This window comes from Sphingomonas lycopersici, assembly GCF_026130605.1.
Lineage (GTDB): Bacteria > Pseudomonadota > Alphaproteobacteria > Sphingomonadales > Sphingomonadaceae > Sphingomonas > Sphingomonas lycopersici.
In genome coordinates, this window is sequence record NZ_JANFAU010000003.1 from 215512 (window position 1) to 232832 (window position 17321).

Sequence of the window (17321 nt, forward strand, 5' to 3'; positions counted from 1 at the left end):
AAGGGGCTGGCGGCAAAGCGAGGGGTGCGATGGATCTTAAGATCAACGGCGCGGATCACCAGGTCGACGTCCCCGACAATATGCCGCTATTATGGGTCGTGCGCGACGTGATCGGGCTGACCGGCACCAAATTCGGCTGCGGCATCGCGCAATGCGGGGCATGCACCGTCCATCTCGACGGCGTCGCGGTGCGCTCGTGTCAGTTGCCGGTCGGCGCGGTCGGGGGACGCGCGATCACCACGATCGAGGGCGTCGGCGCGACTCCGGCGGGCGCGAAGATCCAGAAGGCGTGGCTCGATCTCGAAGTGATCCAGTGCGGCTATTGCCAGCCGGGGCAGGTGATGTCGGCCGCGGCATTGCTCGCCGCCAATCCGCAGCCCGACGACGAGGCGATCGACGCGGCGATGGCGGGCAATCTCTGCCGCTGCGGCACCTATGTGCGCATCCGCGAGGGGATCAAGCATGCCGCTCGCGCCTGATCTCTCGCGCCGCGCCATCCTGCAGGGCGGCGGCGCGCTCGTCGCCGGGCTGCTGGTCGCGATCGAACTGCCCTGGGCCGCCGCGCGCGCCGACGAGCCGGAGCCAACCGGCAAGCGTTTCAACGCCTTCATCCATGTCGCCCCCGACAACACGGTGACCTTCACGCTCCCCGCGGTGGAAATGGGTCAGGGCGCCTTCACTTCGCAAACCCAATGCCTTGCCGAGGAATTGGACGTCGCCCTCGACAAGGTGATGACCGTCCCCGCGCCGCCCGATCAGGCCAATTACGGCAGCCCGGCGCTGATCGTCCAGGCGACCGGGGGGTCGACCACGACGATGGCGTGGAGCGGCCCGTTGCGGAAGGCCGGCGCCACCGCGCGCGCGATGCTCGTTGCCGCCGCTGCGGCACGGTGGCAGGTCGATCCCGCCAGCCTGACGACGGAAAACGGCGTGATCACCCACGCGCCGAGCGGCCGGACGATCGCTTATGGCGCGGTCGCCGACGCTGCCTCGCGGCTCACCCCGCCCAAGGACGTCCCGCTCAAGGACCCTGCGCATTTCCGCCTGATCGGCAAGCCGGTGCATCGCATCGACACGCCCGACAAGGTGACCGGCAAGACCGTCTACGGCATCGACGTGATGCTGCCGGGGATGAAGTTCGCGACGCTGATGGCCTCGCCGGTGCTCGGCGGCAAGGTAGGATCGGTCGATCAGGCGCAGGCGATGACCGTCCCCGGGGTCAGGCAGGTGGTGGTGCTCGACGATCTCGTCGCGGTGGTCGCCGACAATACCTGGGCCGCGATGCAGGGGCTCAACGCGCTCGCGATCGAATGGGCGCCGGGCAGCAATGCCGGGCTCGATCAGGCGCAGCTCTGGGCCGGGCTCGAAAAGGCCGCACAAGGCCCCGGCGTCACCGCCAAGAAGGAAGGCGACGCGCCGGCGAAGCTCAAGGACGGCACGTTGTTCGAGCAGAGCTACGAGCTGCCCTATCTCGCGCATGCCCCGATGGAGATGACCAATTGCGTTGTCCACGTTCATGACGGCGGCTGCGAAGTCTGGACCGGCACCCAGGTCCCCGGCTTCGCGCAGGCCGGCGCGGCCAAGGCGCTCGGCATCCCGCCCGAGAAGGTGACGATCCATAACCACATGATCGGCGGCGGCTTCGGGCGACGGCTCGAGGTCGACGGGGTGGTCAAGGCGACGCGCATCGCCGCGCATGTCGACGGGCCGCTGAAGGTGATCTGGTCGCGCGAGGAGGATATCCGCCAGCAACTCTATCGCCCGCTCTATAACGAGCATCTCAAGGCGCGGGTGGAGAACGGCCGGATCACCGCCTTGCATCATCGCGTCACCGGCGGATCGGTGATGGCGCGCTGGCTGCCCGTGGCGTTCACCAACGGGGTCGACAGCGATGCGGTCGAGGGCGCGGTGGACGTGCCCTATGCGATCGGCAACCGGCTGGTCGAATATATCCGTCACGAAAGCGCGGTGCCGGTCGCCTTCTGGCGCGGTGTCGGGCCGAACGGCAGCATCTTCTCGGTCGAGTGTTTCATCGATCTGATCGCGCGCAAGACGGGGAGCGATCCGCTCGACTTCCGCCGCGCGCATCTTGAGAAGAACCCTCGCGCGCTGGGTGTCCTCAACCTCGTGGCGGAGAAGGCTGGCTGGGGAACCCCGGCCCCGCCTTCGCCCCACGGCGCGCGGCGCGGGCGCGGGATCGCACTGATGAACGCCTTCGGCAGCTTCCTCGCGGCGATCGCCGATGTGGCGGTCAACGATACCGGCGACGTCCGCGTCACCCGGCTGGTGATCGCCGCCGATGTCGGGCAGGTCGTCAACCCCGATACGCTCGAGGCGCAGATCCAGGGCGGCGCGACCTTCGGGCTATCGACGGTGCTGTTCGACAAGATCACCTTCGCCGGCGGCAAGGTCGAACAGGGCAATTTCAACGACTACCGCATCCTGCGCATCGACGAGATGCCGGTGATCGAGGCGCATGTCGTGCCGAGCAAGGAAAATATGGGCGGGATCGGCGAGCCGGGCACGGTGGTCACGCAGCCGGCCGTCGCCAATGCCGTCTATGCCGCGACCGGGGTGCAGCTGACGCGCATGCCGATCGATCGCGCGCTGATCGCGAAGGGAGCCTGAGCATGCGGCGGATCCTCACGCTCATCGCCGGCGCGATCATCGTCGTGCTCGGCGCGATCTTCGGCCGCATGATCCTCCAGCCCGGGCCTTATGGCTTTGCCGGCGGCAATCGGGTCGATCTCGCCAGCTACAAGGGCGCCTCGCCCACCGGCGTCCCGGCCGAGCTTGCCGCCGCCGATCCGCGTACCCGCGGCGAATATGTCACCCGCATGGCCGATTGCGAGGCGTGCCACACTGCCAAGGGCGGCACGCCCTTTGCTGGCGGTCGCCCGTTCGTCCTGCCGTTCGGGACGATCTACACCCCGAACATCACCCCCGATCCCGAAACCGGGATCGGCAAATGGACCGACGCGCAATTTCTCACCGCGGTCCACAAGGGCATCGCGCCGGACGGATCGCGGCTCTATCCCGCTTTCCCCTACGCCTCCTACACCCGGCTAACCGATGCCGATGTGCTGGCGATCAAGAGCTATCTGTTCTCGCTCAAGCCGGTGCGTCAGGCGAACAAGCCCAACACCTTCGGCTTCCCGTTCAACCAGCGCTGGCTGATGGGAATCTGGTCCGCCTTCTTCAACGACGACAAACGCTTCCAGCCGGTCCAGGAGCAGAGCCCGGCGTGGAACCGCGGCGCCTATCTCGTCGAGGCCGCGGGTCATTGCGGCGAATGCCACACCCCCCGCAATCTCCTGCAGGCGCTCGACCAGCGCCAGAAATTCGCCGGCGGACAGGCCGAGGGCTGGAACGCCTATAATATCACCAGCGACCGGATCAGCGGCATCGGCGCGTGGAGCAACGACGAGCTCGCCGCTTATCTTACCACCGGTCACGCGAAGGGCCGCGGGGTCGCCTCCGGGCCGATGCACGAGGCGGTCGCGCTCAGTATCTCCAAGCTGACCAAATCGGATATAGCCGCGATGGTCACCTATCTCAGGACCGTCCCCGCGATCCGCAGCGATCGCCTGCCCCAGCCCGCCGGCCCCGCGCCCGCCTCGCCCAAGCTCGCGTCGATCGACAATCCGGTCGGCAAGCGCATGTTCGAGGGCAATTGCGTCGCCTGCCACGCCTGGACCGGCGCGGGGGCGATCATCGAGGAAGCGCGGCTTACCGGCGTCCGATCGGTCAACGATCCCACCGCCACCAATGTCGCGCAGATGATCCTCAACGGCGCGGGCAGGCCCGGCACCGGGCGGCCTTATATGCCGAGCTTCGCCGATGCCTATTCGGACAGCGAGGTCGCCGCGGTCGCCAATTATGTCACCGCGCGGTTCGGCGCCGCGGGATCGAGCATCACGGCGAAGGAGGTCGCCGCGCTGCGCCGCCAGAACTGAGGCGCTATCGCGCGGCCGGCGTGCAGGCTACAGCGCGGCCGATGCTTCGCCTGACCGAATTGACGCTGCCGCTGCACCACGCCGACGAAGCCCTGCCGGCTGCGATCTGCAAAAGGCTGCGGATCACCCCGCGCGAGTTGATCCGCTATGTCGTCGCGCGTCGGGCGAACGATGCGCGGGACAAGACCCGGATCCAGCTCGTCTATTCGGTCGACGTCAATGTGAAGAACGAGGCCGCGGTACTCGCGCGCTTCCGCAAGGACCGCAACGTACAGCCGACGCCGGACACCAGCTACAAATTCGTCACGCAAGCGCCCCCCGCGGGCGCGAAGCGGCCGGTGGTGATCGGCGCGGGGCCGTGCGGGCTGTTCGCCGGGCTGATCCTTGCGCAAATGGGGTTCCGCCCGATCATCCTCGATCGCGGCAAGGTCGTCCGCGAGCGGACCAAGGACACCTGGGGGCTGTGGCGGCGCAGCGTGCTCAACCCCGAATCCAACGTCCAGTTCGGCGAGGGCGGCGCCGGCACCTTTTCGGACGGCAAGCTCTACAGCCGGATCAAGGATCCGCGGCACCTCGACCGCAAGGTGCTGAGCGAATTCGTCAAGGCCGGCGCGCCGCCCGAGATCCTCACCGAGGCGCATCCACATATCGGCACCTTCCGGCTGGTCACGATGGTCGAGAGTCTGCGCGAGACGATCGAGGGGCTCGGCGGCGAATATCGCTTCCAGACGCGTGTCGACGGCCTCGATATCGAGACCGGCGCGAACGGTGAGCGCCATATCCGCGGGCTGCACCTTCACACCGGCGACTATCTCGAGGCCGATCGCGTGGTGATGGCGATCGGGCATAGCGCGCGCGATACCTTTGCGATGCTCCAGGCGGCGGGGGTGCATGTCGAGGCCAAGCCGTTCTCGATCGGGGTCAGGATCGAGCATCCGCAATCGTGGATCGACCGGTCGCGCTTCGGCGCCGACGCGGGCCATCCGATCCTAGGCGCGGCCGAATATCATATCTCGCATCACTGCGGGAACGGCCGCACGGTCTACAGCTTCTGCATGTGCCCCGGCGGCACCGTGGTCGCCGCGACATCCGAAGTGGGGCGCGTCGCGACCAACGGGATGAGCCAATATTCGCGCAACGAGCGCAACGCCAATTCGGGGTTCGTCGTCGCGATCGACCCGGCGCGCGACTATCCCGGCGACCCGCTCGCCGGGATCGCCTTCCAGCGGCATTGGGAGTCGCTGGCCTTCGTCGCCGGCGGCTCCAACTATCGCGCACCAGCGCAGCGCGTCGGCGATTTCCTCGCCGGCCGCCCGTCGGAATCGCTGGGCAGCGTGATCCCCTCCTATCGCCCCGGCGTCACCCCGACCGACCTTTCGCAATGCCTCCCCGCCTTCGCGGTCGAGGCGATGCGCGAGGCGATCCCGGTGTTCGGGCGCCAGATCGCGGGCTACGACCACCCCGATGTGGTGATGACCGGGGTCGAGACGCGCACCTCGTCGCCGGTGCGCTTCACCCGTGGCGACGATTTCCAGAGCCTCAACACCCGCGGGCTGTTCCCCGCCGGCGAGGGCGCGGGCTATGCGGGGGGCATCCTCTCGGCGTCGGTCGATGGCATCAAGGTCGCCGAGGCGGTCGCGCGGAGCATCGCCGCGTGACGCTGATCCTGTTCAACAAGCCCTATGATGTCCTGAGCCAGTTCACCGACCGCGGCACTGAAGGATCGGCGCGGCGCACCTTGTCCGACTTCATCGATGTGCCGGGCGTGTACCCGGCGGGGCGGCTCGATCTCGACAGCGAGGGGCTGCTCTTGCTGACCGACGACGGCCGGCTGCAGGCGCGGATCGCCGATCCGGCGTTCAAATTGCCCAAGACCTATCTGGTCCAGGTCGAGGGCGAGATCAGCGAGACCGCGCTCACCGCGCTGCGCCGCGGCGTCCGGCTCAAGGACGGGCCGACCCGCCCGGCGGAGGCGGAGGCGATCGCGGACCCGCAATTGTGGCCGCGCGACCCGCCGATCCGCGTGCGCAAGAGCATCCCCGATCGCTGGATCAGCCTGACGATCCGCGAAGGCCGCAACCGTCAGGTGCGCCGCATGACCGCCGCGGTAGGCTTCCCGACCTTGCGGCTGGTGCGCTGGCGCGTCGGCGACTGGACGCTCGACGGTCTGTCGCCCGGGGAGTGGCAATGCCACCCCGCGTAAAGGTCTATTTCGACGGCGGCTACCGCCCTGCCCCGATCGGGATGGAAACCGCGGTGGTGGTGGGCGGGCGCAGCTATCTGCAGCGCGATCTCGGCCCCGGCACGAGCATGGACGCCGAATGGCTGGCGTTGCGCCACGCGGTGCAGATTGCGCGCAACCTGGGGCTGGCGAACCCGCTGTTTGTCGGCGACTCGCTCGCGGTCGTCAGTCAGGCGAACGGCACGGCGAAATGCCGCGGCGCGGCCGCCAAGCACTTCGAGGCGTTGCAAGCGCTGCGCGCTGCGTCAGGCCCGCTGCATATCCGGCATGTGAAACGCGCGCAGAACCTCGCGGGCATCGCGCTGGCCCGGCTCCACGCGCGATAACGAAGCCTTGGTATTACCCGGCCGACGCGGCTGCCAGGTGGCAGTTGAATTCCTCGTCGCTGATCGTGTCGCGCACCACCAGCACGCTGCACGCGACATTGTCGACGATATACCCGCCGTTTGCGCCCGACCACCAACGATCGAGAAACGATTGCCGCCGGTGCCCCAGCACGACGAGATCGATCCCCAGCGGCCCGACCCGCTCCGAAATCAGCCGGACGGGCTCGCCGCGCAACAATTCACCGGTCGATTTCACGCCGAGCTGCCGAAGCCGCGAAAGCCCGAGATCGAGCAATTCCCGGCTGTGTGCGGAGCGCTCCACCGCGCAATGGCTTTCGGCGATGCGCGTGGACGCGGTTTCGGGATCGATGATCAGCAGATGCGCGGTCGCCTCGAACCGCTTGGCGATGAGCGCGCCTTCGCGGAGGGTGACCAGACTTTCCCTTGTCCCGTCGCTCGCGAGCAAAAGATGTTTGTACAAAGGCCGCCCTCCCCCACTTTAAGGCCACGCATCGCGACGCGGCGTCATCACCCCGGACGATTGGGAAAGCAGAGAATCGGCGCGCGGCAACATTCTCAATGCCCTCAAAGCGTTATCTCTAAATCAAATGATATCGGCGATGCGGGATCGACTATTGAGCGAGGGTCGCACGCTGCCGTCGCGATGACAAGCGCCAGGAAAGGGCGGCGCCGTCCCGATCGTGCACCGATTTTTTGCACGGGCGCGCAGGGAGCGGCCGCGCGCGCCCGCTCCCGCCCCACAAGATCAGCGGAACGCGCCGTAGATGACGTCGGCGATCCGCCCGGTCCGCGTGTTGACCAGCAGCAGATCCGGCCCATAGCGCACCCAGCGATGGCCGCGCGGCGGCGGTCCGAAGCCATAAGTCGCATAATTGTCGAAATAATAAGCCGACGACAGGAACAGATGCGGCAGGATCAGCCCGATCGTCCAGCGGCGATAATGATAGCCGCGCGGATAGCGGAACGGCTTGGCCGGGATCGGCCGGAAGTTCGGCGGGCGGTGGCCAATGCCGTGCGGCGGGCGCACGACCGGCGGCCGCGTCACCGGCGGCCGGTGGCCGTTGCCCGGGCCGGGGTTCGGCGGACGGGTGATCGGCGGACGCTGGCCATTGCCCGGCCCCGGATTGGGCGGTCGCGTGATCGGCGGACGCTGGCCATTGCCCGGCCCCGGATTGGGCGGGCGCACGCCGGGCGGGCGCTGCCCCTGGCCGGGGCCACCCGGACGGCCGGGTTGCCCCGGAACGGGCTGCACTTGCGGCGCGGCGGCCTGTGCAATGGCGATGTCGGGAACCAGCAACAGGCCGGCGGACGCGAGGGGAAGCCACTTCATCGGCACTCTCCTATTATGCGTCACGGAGCGTACCGATCGTAAGTGTGCGCAGCAAGTCCCTGAAATCGAGCGCGGAAGGCGGCGCCCCGCTGGAGCCGCCGCGCCGCGCCTTATCCCGCCGCCGGAAGGTCGAGGATCACCGACGCTTCCGAGGTCTGCGTGCGATAGGTCAGCGTCTCGAGGATATAGAGCTCAACCGCATCGGCGGTGTGGTGGCGATAGCCGATCGACAGATCCTGCCCGATCGTCAGATCGAAATCGCCGCCGCGCGTGGTGACCACCACCCCGCCCTTGATCGCCGGGCACCAGATCACCTCGCGGTCGACCAGCTTCTCGATATGCTTGAGCACGGGATAGCCGTCATCGCTCTCGCCGGTGAGCTTGCTATAGGGATCGGCACCGAGCACCAGCGCATAGGGGCCATTGACCCCGGCGAGGCGCAGCGCATTGATCGCCTTCTCGACCGCCTCGGGATAGCCGCGAACATCGGCCGGCAAGCTCACTTTGGGATTGCTCGTGACCTGCCGGATGCCGTCGATGCCGGCCTGCGCATAGCCTTCGAAGACGACATGATCCTCGGCGAAGGCGATCGTGCATGCCGCATCCTTGAGCGGCTGCCAGTCGGAATCGTTGGAGCCGCGCTCGACATCGTCGATCGCCTTGCGCGTCAGCTTGAACGGCACGCACAATTCGATCACCGGGGTCACCTCGCGCTGGACGACCTGCAGCCCCTCGCGAAGCGGCGCGACCTCCTTGGTATGGCCGGTGCCGACCGCGGAGAGATCGAACCCCTTGGGACCGATCACGTCGACCACCTTGCGGGCCGCAAGGTAGCGCTTGAGCGTGCGCTTGGCCTCTTCCTCGATCTGGTCCCACGCCGCCGCCGAGATCGGCGCCAATTCGCGATGAAGATTGTTCATGTCAGTCCCCGTCCTTCAGCGATCCAATAGCGAGCGAGCCGTGCGATGCCGGCGCGACGTCCGGCGACGCGGCACGCGCCTCCGCCGGCGCCGGGCCGTCCGGCGTCACCTCATCCAGAAACGCCGATGTCGGCACAAAGAACAATGTGCCGGTCACGGCGCGGCTGAAATCGAGCAGGCGATCGTAATTCCCGGGCGGATTGCCGACGAACATATTGTCGAGCATCCGCTCGGTGCGGCTCGGCGACCGCGCATAGCCGATGAAATAGGTGCCGTATTCGCCCTTGCCGATCGCGCCGAACGGCATGTTGTCACGCAGGATATCGAGTTGGTTGCCGTCCTCGTCGTGGATCACGGTCAGCGCATTGTGCGCGAAAGAGGGTTTGACGTCGTCGAGCAATTCGATGTCGGACAGCTTCTTGCGGCCGACAAAGCCCTCCTGCTGCTCGACCGGCACCTTTTCCCATTTCGGCAGATCGTGCAGATATTTCTGGACGATCACATAGCTGCCACCGGCGAATGCCGGGTCCTCGTCGCCGATGATCGTCGCGTCCACGCTCTCCTGCCCGACGGGATTTTCGGTCCCGTCGACGAAGCCGAGCAGATCGCGATCGTCGAAATATTTGAAGCCGTGCGTCTCGTCGACGATCGTCGCGACCGATCCGATCCGCACCATGATCTGTGCGGCGAGTTCGAAACACATGTCCATCCGCGAGGCGCGGATATGGAACAGCAGATCGCCCGGCGTCGACGGCGCATGATGGACGCCGCTGATCTCGCGAAAGGGATGGAGCTCCTTCGGCCGCGGCGCGCCGAACAATCGGTCCCACGCGCCCGACCCGATGCCCGTCACGCACGACAGATCGGCATCGACATCGCGGAACCTGATCGCGCGGACGATCCCGGACAAATCGGCGAGAAAAGCTTTGACCGTGCCGAGTGCCGCTGGCTCGGGATTGATCGTCGCTACCAGGAAGATCGCCGATCGAGAGAGCCTTGCTGTGACGGATTGGCTTTCGGGGGTCGGCACGAATATTCGCTCCATCAAGCGGCGGGAATTGCGCGTGGTTACGCTATCTCGAACCGCCCCGCCACCTCCTTCCTTTGCAAGGTCGAGGTTGCGGCAGGTGCGCGGAAAGACGCGGAACCGGAGCGTACCCGGCTCCGCGCCGTTCGAGTCCTGCAGGCCGGTCAGAAACCCGTCTTGAGCGAAACGAACACCTGCCGCGGCGCCCCGACCAGCAGGGTCTGGTTGTCGCCCTTCTGGGTGAAGCCGTTCGAGCCGATCGTCGCGATATATTGCTTGTCGAGCAGGTTGGTGCCGGAAAGCTGCAGCTCCACCTTGCGATCCCCCGCCACCGCGAAGCGCACCCCGATCGAGGCATCGAACAGCACGCGCCCGGGCACCGACTGATCGTTGCTATAGGTGAAATAGCGCTTGCTCATGTAATTCGCGCCGATGCGGCCGAAGAACAGATCGCTGTCATAGGTCACCTCGCCCGAGGCGATGTTGCGCGGCGCATCGACCACCGTCTTGTCCTTGATCGGCACCCCGCCGAGCAGTACCTTCTGCTGGGTCAGCGGATCGACGACAAAGACGTTATCGCGGTAGCGCGAGTCATTATACGCATAGGACGCAAACGCGCCGAACCCGTTGGGCAGCTTGATCTGCCCGGTCGCCTCGACACCATAGGAGCGGACCCCGCCGACATTCTGCAGGATCGGCGGATTGCCCTGGATTCCCGACCCGACCGAATAGGCCAGCAGCCGGTTGCGGAAATCGACATAATAAGCCGCGATCGAGCCGGTGAAGATGCCGCTGCGGAAACGCGTACCCGCCTCATAGGTATCGGATTGCTCGGGCTTGAGATTGCCGAGCGCGTTGAACCCGGCCTGCGTCGTCGCGAACGGACCGCTGGTCGCCGAGCCGGTGAAGGCGCGCGTCACCTGGCTGAACCCGCCGAACAATTCGGCATTGGCGCCGAGGCGATAGGTGAGCCCGGCGCGCGGCTGGAACCAGTCGGTCGTCTTGATCTTGCCCGAGGCGAGACTGCCGGCGGTCAGCGGCGTCGCGGTGACACGCACGTCATAGCCCTTCCAGCCGAGGTCGACCGTCAGATTGCCGAGCGCGATCCTGTCGCTGACATAATATTGGAAGGTATCGGTCTGATAGCGATAATCCCATTGCGTGAAGAAGGGCAGCAGCGGGAAATCGAGGCTGTCGCGCGTCGGCACGGTGCGGCTGTCGAGCCCGTAGAAGCGCCGCGCCTGGCGGAAATCGTTGCGCTCGTACCAGGCGCCGACGGTGAGATCGCCGAACCCGCCCAGCGACGTGCCGACCGATCCGAACACGCCCTTGCGGCGGATGTCATATTCGGTCGTGCGCACCGACATCGGCACGCCGGAGGGCGAGGCGACATAGGGGGTGAACCAGATGCCGCGGCCGTGATTGTCGTGATAATAGCCGCGCAGCTCGCCGTGGATCTTGGCGTCCTTCGCGGTCTCGATGCCGACCGAGGCGAGATAGTCCTGCCGCAACCCGGCCGCGTCGTAATAAGCGTCGTCGGGGTTGGCGAAGGGCGCCGGATAGGTCTTGCCCGCCGCCGGATTGGTCGGGGTCACCCCGGTATAGCCGGTGTTCGCACCGACATCCGATACCAGGATCGCGAGCGGATAATTGTTCGAGATATTGTCCCAGCGATAGCCGAGCCGGTGGATCATATCGAGCGACATGTCCTGATAGTCGTTCTCGCGCCGGTCGGAGAAGTCGAACGTGGCGACCAGCCGCAGCCCGCTGTCGCCGAGCGGCGCGACCGCCTTGGCATTGACCTGATTCTGCCGCTGGACGCCCCAGCCCTTCCATTTGTCGGTGGTGAAATGCCCGTAGGAGACATAGGCGCTCGGCCCGTTGTCGCCGAGCGTGCCGGTATCGAGCCGGACGAAGGCGCGCCACGTATTGTCGCTGCCATAAGTGCCGTTGAGCGTCAGCCCCGCCTCGCGCTTCGGATCGGAGGAGATGAATTCGATCGTCCCGCCGAGATTGTTGGTCGCCTGCGTCCCGATCGCGCCCGAACCCTGCGCGACGCGGACCTGCGCGATATTCTCCGAGCTGATCGCGCGGCTGATGTGCAGACCGTTGGTATTGCCGTAGCTGCCGTCGCCGAGCGGAATGCCGTCGAGCGTGAAGCCGAGCTGGTTCTGGTTGAAGCCGCGGATCGAGACGCGCTCGGACCATTCGTAATTGCCGAAGGCATCGGCCGACTGGAAATTGACGCCTGGCAATTTGGCAATCGCCTTCAGCGGGCTGGTCGCCGGCACCACGAGATCGAAATCGCGCGTGCTGATTTCCTGCACCTGTCGCGTTTCGCCGCGACCGATGACGACGATATCGTCCGCCGCCGCCGGCGCATCGGCCACGGCGGGCGCGGCATCGGCGGGGGCCTCGGCAATCGCCAGCGACGGCCACGCCGTGGTGGCGAGCAGCATCATTGCGAACATCGGCTTGCGCGTCATGATTTTCCCCTTGCGCGGGGTCGCGAATGGCCCCGTCTGCGGCGGGGCCTAACCGTCGATCTTTGCAATGCGGCGTCGCTTTTGTTTCAGCAAGACGACAGAATGATGACCGGGCAGCGGTGCTTCGACTAAATAACGCTAATGGCGAGCGTTATTTAGTTCACGTCCTCATTAATATAATTTAGCCCGGCAAGAAGATAAACTAGGCGAAAAGACCGACCGTCGCCTAAGAAGCCCGCGCCGGCATCCCTTAGTTCGCCGGCTTCTTGCCTTCGCTTTCGCGGAAAAGCGCCCATTCCTCGATCACGCGTCCGTCGGGCAGACGGCAATACCCCGTCTCGCCCGCGGTCTCCCCGCGAATTTCCAACTGGCCGCCGAGCCTGATGCAATTCTTCGACGCTGGGTTGGCCATGCCGATCGGTTTCTCTTGCTGCGCGCATCCGGCTCCGCCAGCAACAGCGCAGAAAGTAACGACAATCTCACGGCGGTCCTCCGTCGATGTTCCGCTGTGCTCATTCTTACTTCATCAAGCGGCCGATCTGCAATCGAGCCGTGTCGGCCATATTGCAGATCGCGCGCTTGATTGGATGGCGGCCGGTTTATTCCGCCTTGTCGTAGCTGAACTGGATGCCGGCGGTGCCGCCGGTTTCGATGAACAGGTTGATGAACGCCGGCACCGTGACCAGCCGATTCCAGTCGCGCTGCAATTCGCAGAACAGCTGGACCGTGGAGATCAGCTTGCCGCCCGCCTGTTCGATCCGGCGCAATGCCGCCTCGTGCGCCGTCGACGAGGTGCCGCCGACCGCATCGACCGGCACATAGACCTCATACCCTTCCGCCAGCGCGTCGATTGCGGGGAAGGTCAAGCACGCCTCGGTCCACAGCGCGGTCATGATCAGCTTCTTGCGGCCGGTCTCCTCCACCGCCTTGCGGAATTCGGTGTCTTCCCAGCTGTTGATGCTGGTCCGGTCATAGGTCGGATAGTCGCCGAGCACCTTGCGGATATGCGGCACGGGCGGCTTGTTGAGCCCGGTCTTCACATTGACGGTCGAATGCACCACCGGCAGGCCGTAAGCGACCGCCGCCTTGGCGCAGCCGACGATGTTGTTGAGCAGCAATTGCCGGTCGATCGAGGCGATCGAATTCACCTGCACCGGCTGGTAATCGATGATGATGAACGCGGCATTCTGCGGCGTCAGCAGGCGATCGGCCTTGGGATCGCGGATCGGGTCACTCGCCATATTGCTTTCCTTCCATGCCCGCGGTGGGAACATCCGGGCGGCGCGGGCCGCCGCACGGGATGAAAAAAAGCCCCGGCGCGGTGAAGCGCCGGGGCCGTCGGTCACGCCGCCTGGGCGAAGCGACCGTTGTTGAAATCGTCGACCGCCTGGCGGATTTCGTCCTCGCTGTTCATCACGAACGGGCCGTAACCGACGATCGGCTCGTCGATCGGTTCGCCGGTCAGCACCAGCAAGGTCGCGTCGCCATCGGCGTGGATCCGTACGCTGTCACCCTCACGGCCGAGCAGCAGCATCTCCGCCTCGCCGAGCGCCTGATTGCCCTCGACGGTGACATGCCCGCCGAGCCCGACGATCATCGCGGTATGGCCTTCGGGCAAATCGAGCGTCAGGTCCGCGTCGCGGTTGAGCTTGACGTCCCACAGGTTGATCGCGGTGAAGGTCCGCGCCGGCCCCTTGGCGCCGAGCAGCTCGCCCGCGATCACCCGCGCGGTGCCGGCATTGTCGGGCAGATTGACGGCGGGAATGTCCGCCGCGACGATGCCTTGATAGCCGCCGGGCGCCATTTTGTCCTTCGCGGGCAGATTGACCCACAATTGCACCATGCGGAATCGGCCACCGGTTTTGGCGAAAGCGGGCGAATGATATTCCTCGTGGAGGATTCCGCCAGCCGCGGTCATCCACTGCACGTCGCCCGGCCCGATGATCCCGCCATTGCCGGCCGAATCGCGATGCTCGACCTCGCCATCATAGACGATCGTCACCGTTTCGAACCCGCGATGCGGATGCTGGCCGACCCCGCGCCGATCGGTGGTGGGCGCGAAATCGTGCGGTCCAGCATAATCGAGCAGCAGGAACGGGCTGATATGCTGGCCGAGATTGTTGTACGAAAAGAGCGAGCGGACCGGGAAACCGTCGCCCACCCAATGGCCGCGATTGTTGCCGTAGCGGCCGAGAATTGCCTTGGTCATCTTCTGTCTCCGGGCGGCGATCGCTTTGGCGATACCGCGTCGAGAGCAAGATATGCAGGAACGAGCAGCGCGAAAGATTGCCAATTTCCGACGCATCGTTCTATCAACAGAACGATGCAGGACCTGAACGATCTCTATTATTTCGTCCAGATCGTCGACCACGGCGGCTTCGCCGCCGCCGGCCGCGCGCTCGATATCCCGAAATCGAAATTGAGCCGGCGCATCCAGCTGCTCGAGGACCGGCTCGGCGTGCGGCTGCTCAATCGCTCGTCACGGCGCTTCTCGATCACCGAGGTCGGCCGCGAATATTACGATCGCTGCGTCGCCATGCTGGTCGAGGCGGAGGCCGCGGATCAGGTCATCGCCGAGCTGCGCGCCGAACCGCGCGGGGTGATCCGCGTGAGCTGCCCGATCGCACTGATCGGCTTCCAGTTCGGCGCGCTGTTCGCCCGCTTCATGATCGAGAACCCGGCGGTCGACATCCACCTCGAGGCGACCAATCGCCGGGTCGACGTGATGGCCGAGGGCTTCGATATCGCGATCCGCGTCCGCTTCCCGCCGCTCGAGCCGAGCGACCTGGTGATGCGCAAGCTCGACACCAGCACGCAATGCCTGGTCGCCAGCCCAGCGCTCGTCCCGGCCGCGCTCGCTTCGCCCGCCGATCTTGCCGCACTGCCGAGCCTCGATCTCGGCCCGCCGCGGCGCGATCATCACTGGCAGCTCGAAGGCCCCGCTGGCGAGACCGCGACGCTGCCGCATCGCCCGCGGCTGGTAACCGACGATATGGCGGCGCTGCGCGAGGCTGCATTGGCCGGGGTCGGCGTCGTGCAATTGCCGACGATGATGATCTGGCGCGACATCGCGGAGGGGCGGTTGATCCACACGCTGCCACAATGGCGACCGCGCGCCGGCATCATCCACGCCGTTTTCCCGTCGCGGCGCGGCCTGCTGCCGTCGGTGCGCGCGTTGCTCGATTACCTCGCCAACCAGTGCGACGAGCAACGCAGGCGCGCCGACGCCCGGCTCTATGCGTGATCAAGATCGCAGGAGTCCTGACCAAAAAGTTCGGCTAAGGCGATTGAATGACAAGCTTTACCGCCCCCTCCCCGCAAACACTCCGCCTGACCGCCGAAGAGCTGTCGACATTTCTCGATGGTGCGTTCCCCGCCTCGGTGCGGCCGACGCTCGGGGAGGTCGAGCGCCTCGCCCCCAATCACCTGCGGATGCGGCTCGATCCGGTGCCAGCGATGAAGCGCCCCGGCGATATCGTCTCGGGGCCGACGCTGATGGCGCTGGTCGACGTCGCGGCTTACGGCATCATCCTCGCGCATATCGGCCCAATCGCGATGGCAGTGACCAACGCGCTGTCGATTTCCTTTCTGCGCGCCTGCCGCTTCGAGCCGATCTTCGCCGATGCGCGGCTTTTAAAGCTCGGTCGCCGGCTCGCCACGGTCGACGTGCGGATCTGGCAGCGGACCGAGGACCGGCTGATCGCCCAGTCGACGGTCGGCTATGCGCTTCCCTGAGGCAGGCGAAACCGTGCGACGATAACCTCAAATGCTTGACTCGCGAGAGATTCGCGATCCTATTGGGCAAGCTCCCCTTCCGCAGCGAAGCCGGGAGCAAGGGGTGGGCTGCAGTTCATACGGCCATATCGAAAGCGATGTGACGCATGACACGCATTGGATTCGTCAAACACGCCATTCTCACCGGCACGCGATCCAGGGCCGGGCTTGTGCTGTTCGTCGTGCTGTCGATCGCCGTTCCCACCCTCGTCCGCTTCGGTTTCGAGCCGTTGCTCCAGGGGCGGATTCCCTATCTCACCTATTTCCCCGCGGTGATGCTGGCGGGCATTTTGGTCGACTGGCCGGCGGCGGCGATCGTCGCCCTGGGCTCGCTGATCACCAACGACCTGCTGTTCAGGCCGGCGGCGAGCTTCACCGCCAACGAGGCGCTTGCGCGCGAGCTGCTGTTCCTGCTGGTCAGCGCGACGCTGATCTTTTTGGGGCAGACGTTGCGGCGCACCGTCACCGAACTCGATGCCGCCGCGCGGCGCGAGGCGTTTCTCGCGGCGGAGCTGGGCCACCGGTCCAAGAACAATCTGGCGCTGATCGGCGCGATTGCGCGCCGCTGCCTTCGGCCCGATGAATCGGCCGAGGATTTCCTCGAACGATTATTGCCGCGCATCCAGGCGCTTGCTCAGGCGCAGGATCTGCTGACCCGGCGCGACTGCGAGCCGTGCGAATTGCGCACGCTCGTCGAGGATGCGTTGAAGCCGTTCGCCGATCACGGCGGCATTTCGGTCGAGGGACCGGAGACGCCGATTTCTGCGGCCGAATGCACCCCGCTGGTCATGGCAGTTCACGAGCTGGCGACCAATGCATCGAAATATGGCGCGCTCAGCGTGCCCGAGGGGCGGGTTGCGGTGAGCTGGGACGGCGCCGGCCGCGACGGGGTGACGATCGTCTGGCAGGAAAGCAACGGCCCGCGCGTCGAGCCACCGCTGCGCCGCGGGCTCGGCTCACGCCTGATCGATCGACATCCCGCGTTTCGCGCGGTTTCGCTCGAATTCCCGCCGGACGGCGCGCGTTGCTCGATCGCGCTCAAGCCCGCCGCGGCGCGGAACTGACCCGGCCTATACCCTGCGGCCGGTGAACAGCTGAACGAGCCCGACGATCAGCGCGATGATCAACAGGATGTGGATCAACCCGCCGGCGACATGAAGGCTGAAACCGAGGATCCACAGGATCAGCAGGATTACGACAATCGTCCAGAGCATCGCGTTTCTCTCCATGTTCTCCGTG

At 66.0% G+C, this 17321-nt stretch carries 18 protein-coding genes; 9 read left to right on the forward strand and 9 right to left on the reverse strand.

The window, feature by feature from the left end:
• The first annotated feature begins 29 nt into the window (after positions 1-29).
• The 6 genes from NED98_RS07720 to NED98_RS07745 are packed head-to-tail and all read left to right on the forward strand — an operon-like array spanning position 30 to position 6524.
• Positions 30-479 (forward strand): (2Fe-2S)-binding protein, encoded by a 450-nt coding sequence (locus NED98_RS07720; protein WP_265312481.1) that lies wholly within the window; start codon positions 30-32, stop codon positions 477-479.
• Positions 463-2628 (forward strand): xanthine dehydrogenase family protein molybdopterin-binding subunit, encoded by a 2166-nt coding sequence (locus NED98_RS07725; RefSeq protein ID WP_265312482.1) that lies wholly within the window; start codon positions 463-465, stop codon positions 2626-2628. The genes NED98_RS07720 and NED98_RS07725 overlap by 17 nt, the downstream gene beginning before the upstream one ends.
• A gap of 2 nt (positions 2629-2630) precedes the next feature.
• Entirely contained in the window at positions 2631-3956 is a 1326-nt protein-coding gene (locus NED98_RS07730; protein WP_265312483.1) for a c-type cytochrome, read from the forward strand.
• Between the two features lie 41 nt (positions 3957-3997).
• Positions 3998-5614, forward strand: coding sequence for an NAD(P)/FAD-dependent oxidoreductase (locus tag NED98_RS07735; protein WP_265312484.1), 1617 nt, complete (start codon positions 3998-4000; stop codon positions 5612-5614).
• The gene (locus tag NED98_RS07740) at positions 5611-6159 is read left to right on the forward strand and encodes a pseudouridine synthase (protein ID WP_265312485.1); all 549 of its coding nucleotides are present in this window, start codon (positions 5611-5613) and stop codon (positions 6157-6159) included. Before NED98_RS07735 ends, NED98_RS07740 begins: the two co-directional genes overlap by 4 nt.
• The gene (locus NED98_RS07745) at positions 6144-6524 is read left to right on the forward strand and encodes a reverse transcriptase-like protein (protein WP_265312486.1); all 381 of its coding nucleotides are present in this window, start codon (positions 6144-6146) and stop codon (positions 6522-6524) included. The genes NED98_RS07740 and NED98_RS07745 overlap by 16 nt, the downstream gene beginning before the upstream one ends.
• A 13-nt stretch (positions 6525-6537) precedes the next feature.
• Here the strand turns inward: NED98_RS07745 and NED98_RS07750 are convergent, their stop codons facing one another.
• From NED98_RS07750 to NED98_RS07785, 8 genes are all read right to left on the reverse strand, one after another.
• Positions 6538-7005, reverse strand: a complete 468-nt coding sequence (locus NED98_RS07750) for a universal stress protein (protein ID WP_265312487.1) — start codon at positions 7003-7005, stop codon at positions 6538-6540.
• Between the two features lie 285 nt (positions 7006-7290).
• Positions 7291-7875, reverse strand: a complete 585-nt coding sequence (locus NED98_RS07755; protein ID WP_265268180.1) for an RcnB family protein — start codon at positions 7873-7875, stop codon at positions 7291-7293.
• 110 nt (positions 7876-7985) lie between these two features.
• Complete coding sequence (locus NED98_RS07760) at positions 7986-8795, reverse strand: family 1 encapsulin nanocompartment shell protein (RefSeq protein WP_265312488.1); 810 nt, start codon at positions 8793-8795, stop codon at positions 7986-7988.
• A 1-nt stretch (position 8796) separates the two neighbouring features.
• Positions 8797-9825: a Dyp-type peroxidase gene (locus NED98_RS07765; RefSeq protein WP_265312489.1), complete on the reverse strand. Its 1029-nt coding sequence runs from the start codon at positions 9823-9825 to the stop codon at positions 8797-8799.
• 161 nt (positions 9826-9986) lie between these two features.
• Positions 9987-12308, reverse strand: a complete 2322-nt coding sequence (locus NED98_RS07770; protein ID WP_265312490.1) for a TonB-dependent receptor domain-containing protein — start codon at positions 12306-12308, stop codon at positions 9987-9989.
• A 250-nt stretch (positions 12309-12558) separates the two neighbouring features.
• The gene (locus NED98_RS07775; RefSeq protein WP_265312491.1) at positions 12559-12720 is read right to left on the reverse strand and encodes a putative hemolysin; all 162 of its coding nucleotides are present in this window, start codon (positions 12718-12720) and stop codon (positions 12559-12561) included.
• A 187-nt stretch (positions 12721-12907) separates the two neighbouring features.
• Positions 12908-13549 (reverse strand): hydrolase, encoded by a 642-nt coding sequence (locus tag NED98_RS07780; RefSeq protein WP_179515268.1) that lies wholly within the window; start codon positions 13547-13549, stop codon positions 12908-12910.
• A gap of 101 nt (positions 13550-13650) precedes the next feature.
• Complete coding sequence (locus NED98_RS07785) at positions 13651-14517, reverse strand: pirin family protein (RefSeq protein WP_265312492.1); 867 nt, start codon at positions 14515-14517, stop codon at positions 13651-13653.
• A 114-nt stretch (positions 14518-14631) separates the two neighbouring features.
• On the opposite strand from NED98_RS07785, the gene NED98_RS07790 reads away from it, so the two are divergent.
• The 3 genes from NED98_RS07790 (at position 14632) to NED98_RS07800 (ending at position 17146) form a co-directional block, all read left to right on the forward strand.
• Positions 14632-15552 (forward strand): LysR family transcriptional regulator, encoded by a 921-nt coding sequence (locus NED98_RS07790; RefSeq protein ID WP_265312493.1) that lies wholly within the window; start codon positions 14632-14634, stop codon positions 15550-15552.
• Between the two features lie 47 nt (positions 15553-15599).
• Positions 15600-16043: a PaaI family thioesterase gene (locus NED98_RS07795; protein ID WP_265312494.1), complete on the forward strand. Its 444-nt coding sequence runs from the start codon at positions 15600-15602 to the stop codon at positions 16041-16043.
• A gap of 146 nt (positions 16044-16189) precedes the next feature.
• Positions 16190-17146 (forward strand): sensor histidine kinase, encoded by a 957-nt coding sequence (locus NED98_RS07800; protein ID WP_265312495.1) that lies wholly within the window; start codon positions 16190-16192, stop codon positions 17144-17146.
• 6 nt (positions 17147-17152) lie between these two features.
• Here NED98_RS07800 and NED98_RS07805 read toward each other — a convergent pair whose 3' ends face one another.
• The gene (locus NED98_RS07805) at positions 17153-17296 is read right to left on the reverse strand and encodes a lmo0937 family membrane protein (protein ID WP_179515263.1); all 144 of its coding nucleotides are present in this window, start codon (positions 17294-17296) and stop codon (positions 17153-17155) included.
• Between the last annotated feature and the right edge of the window lie 25 nt (positions 17297-17321).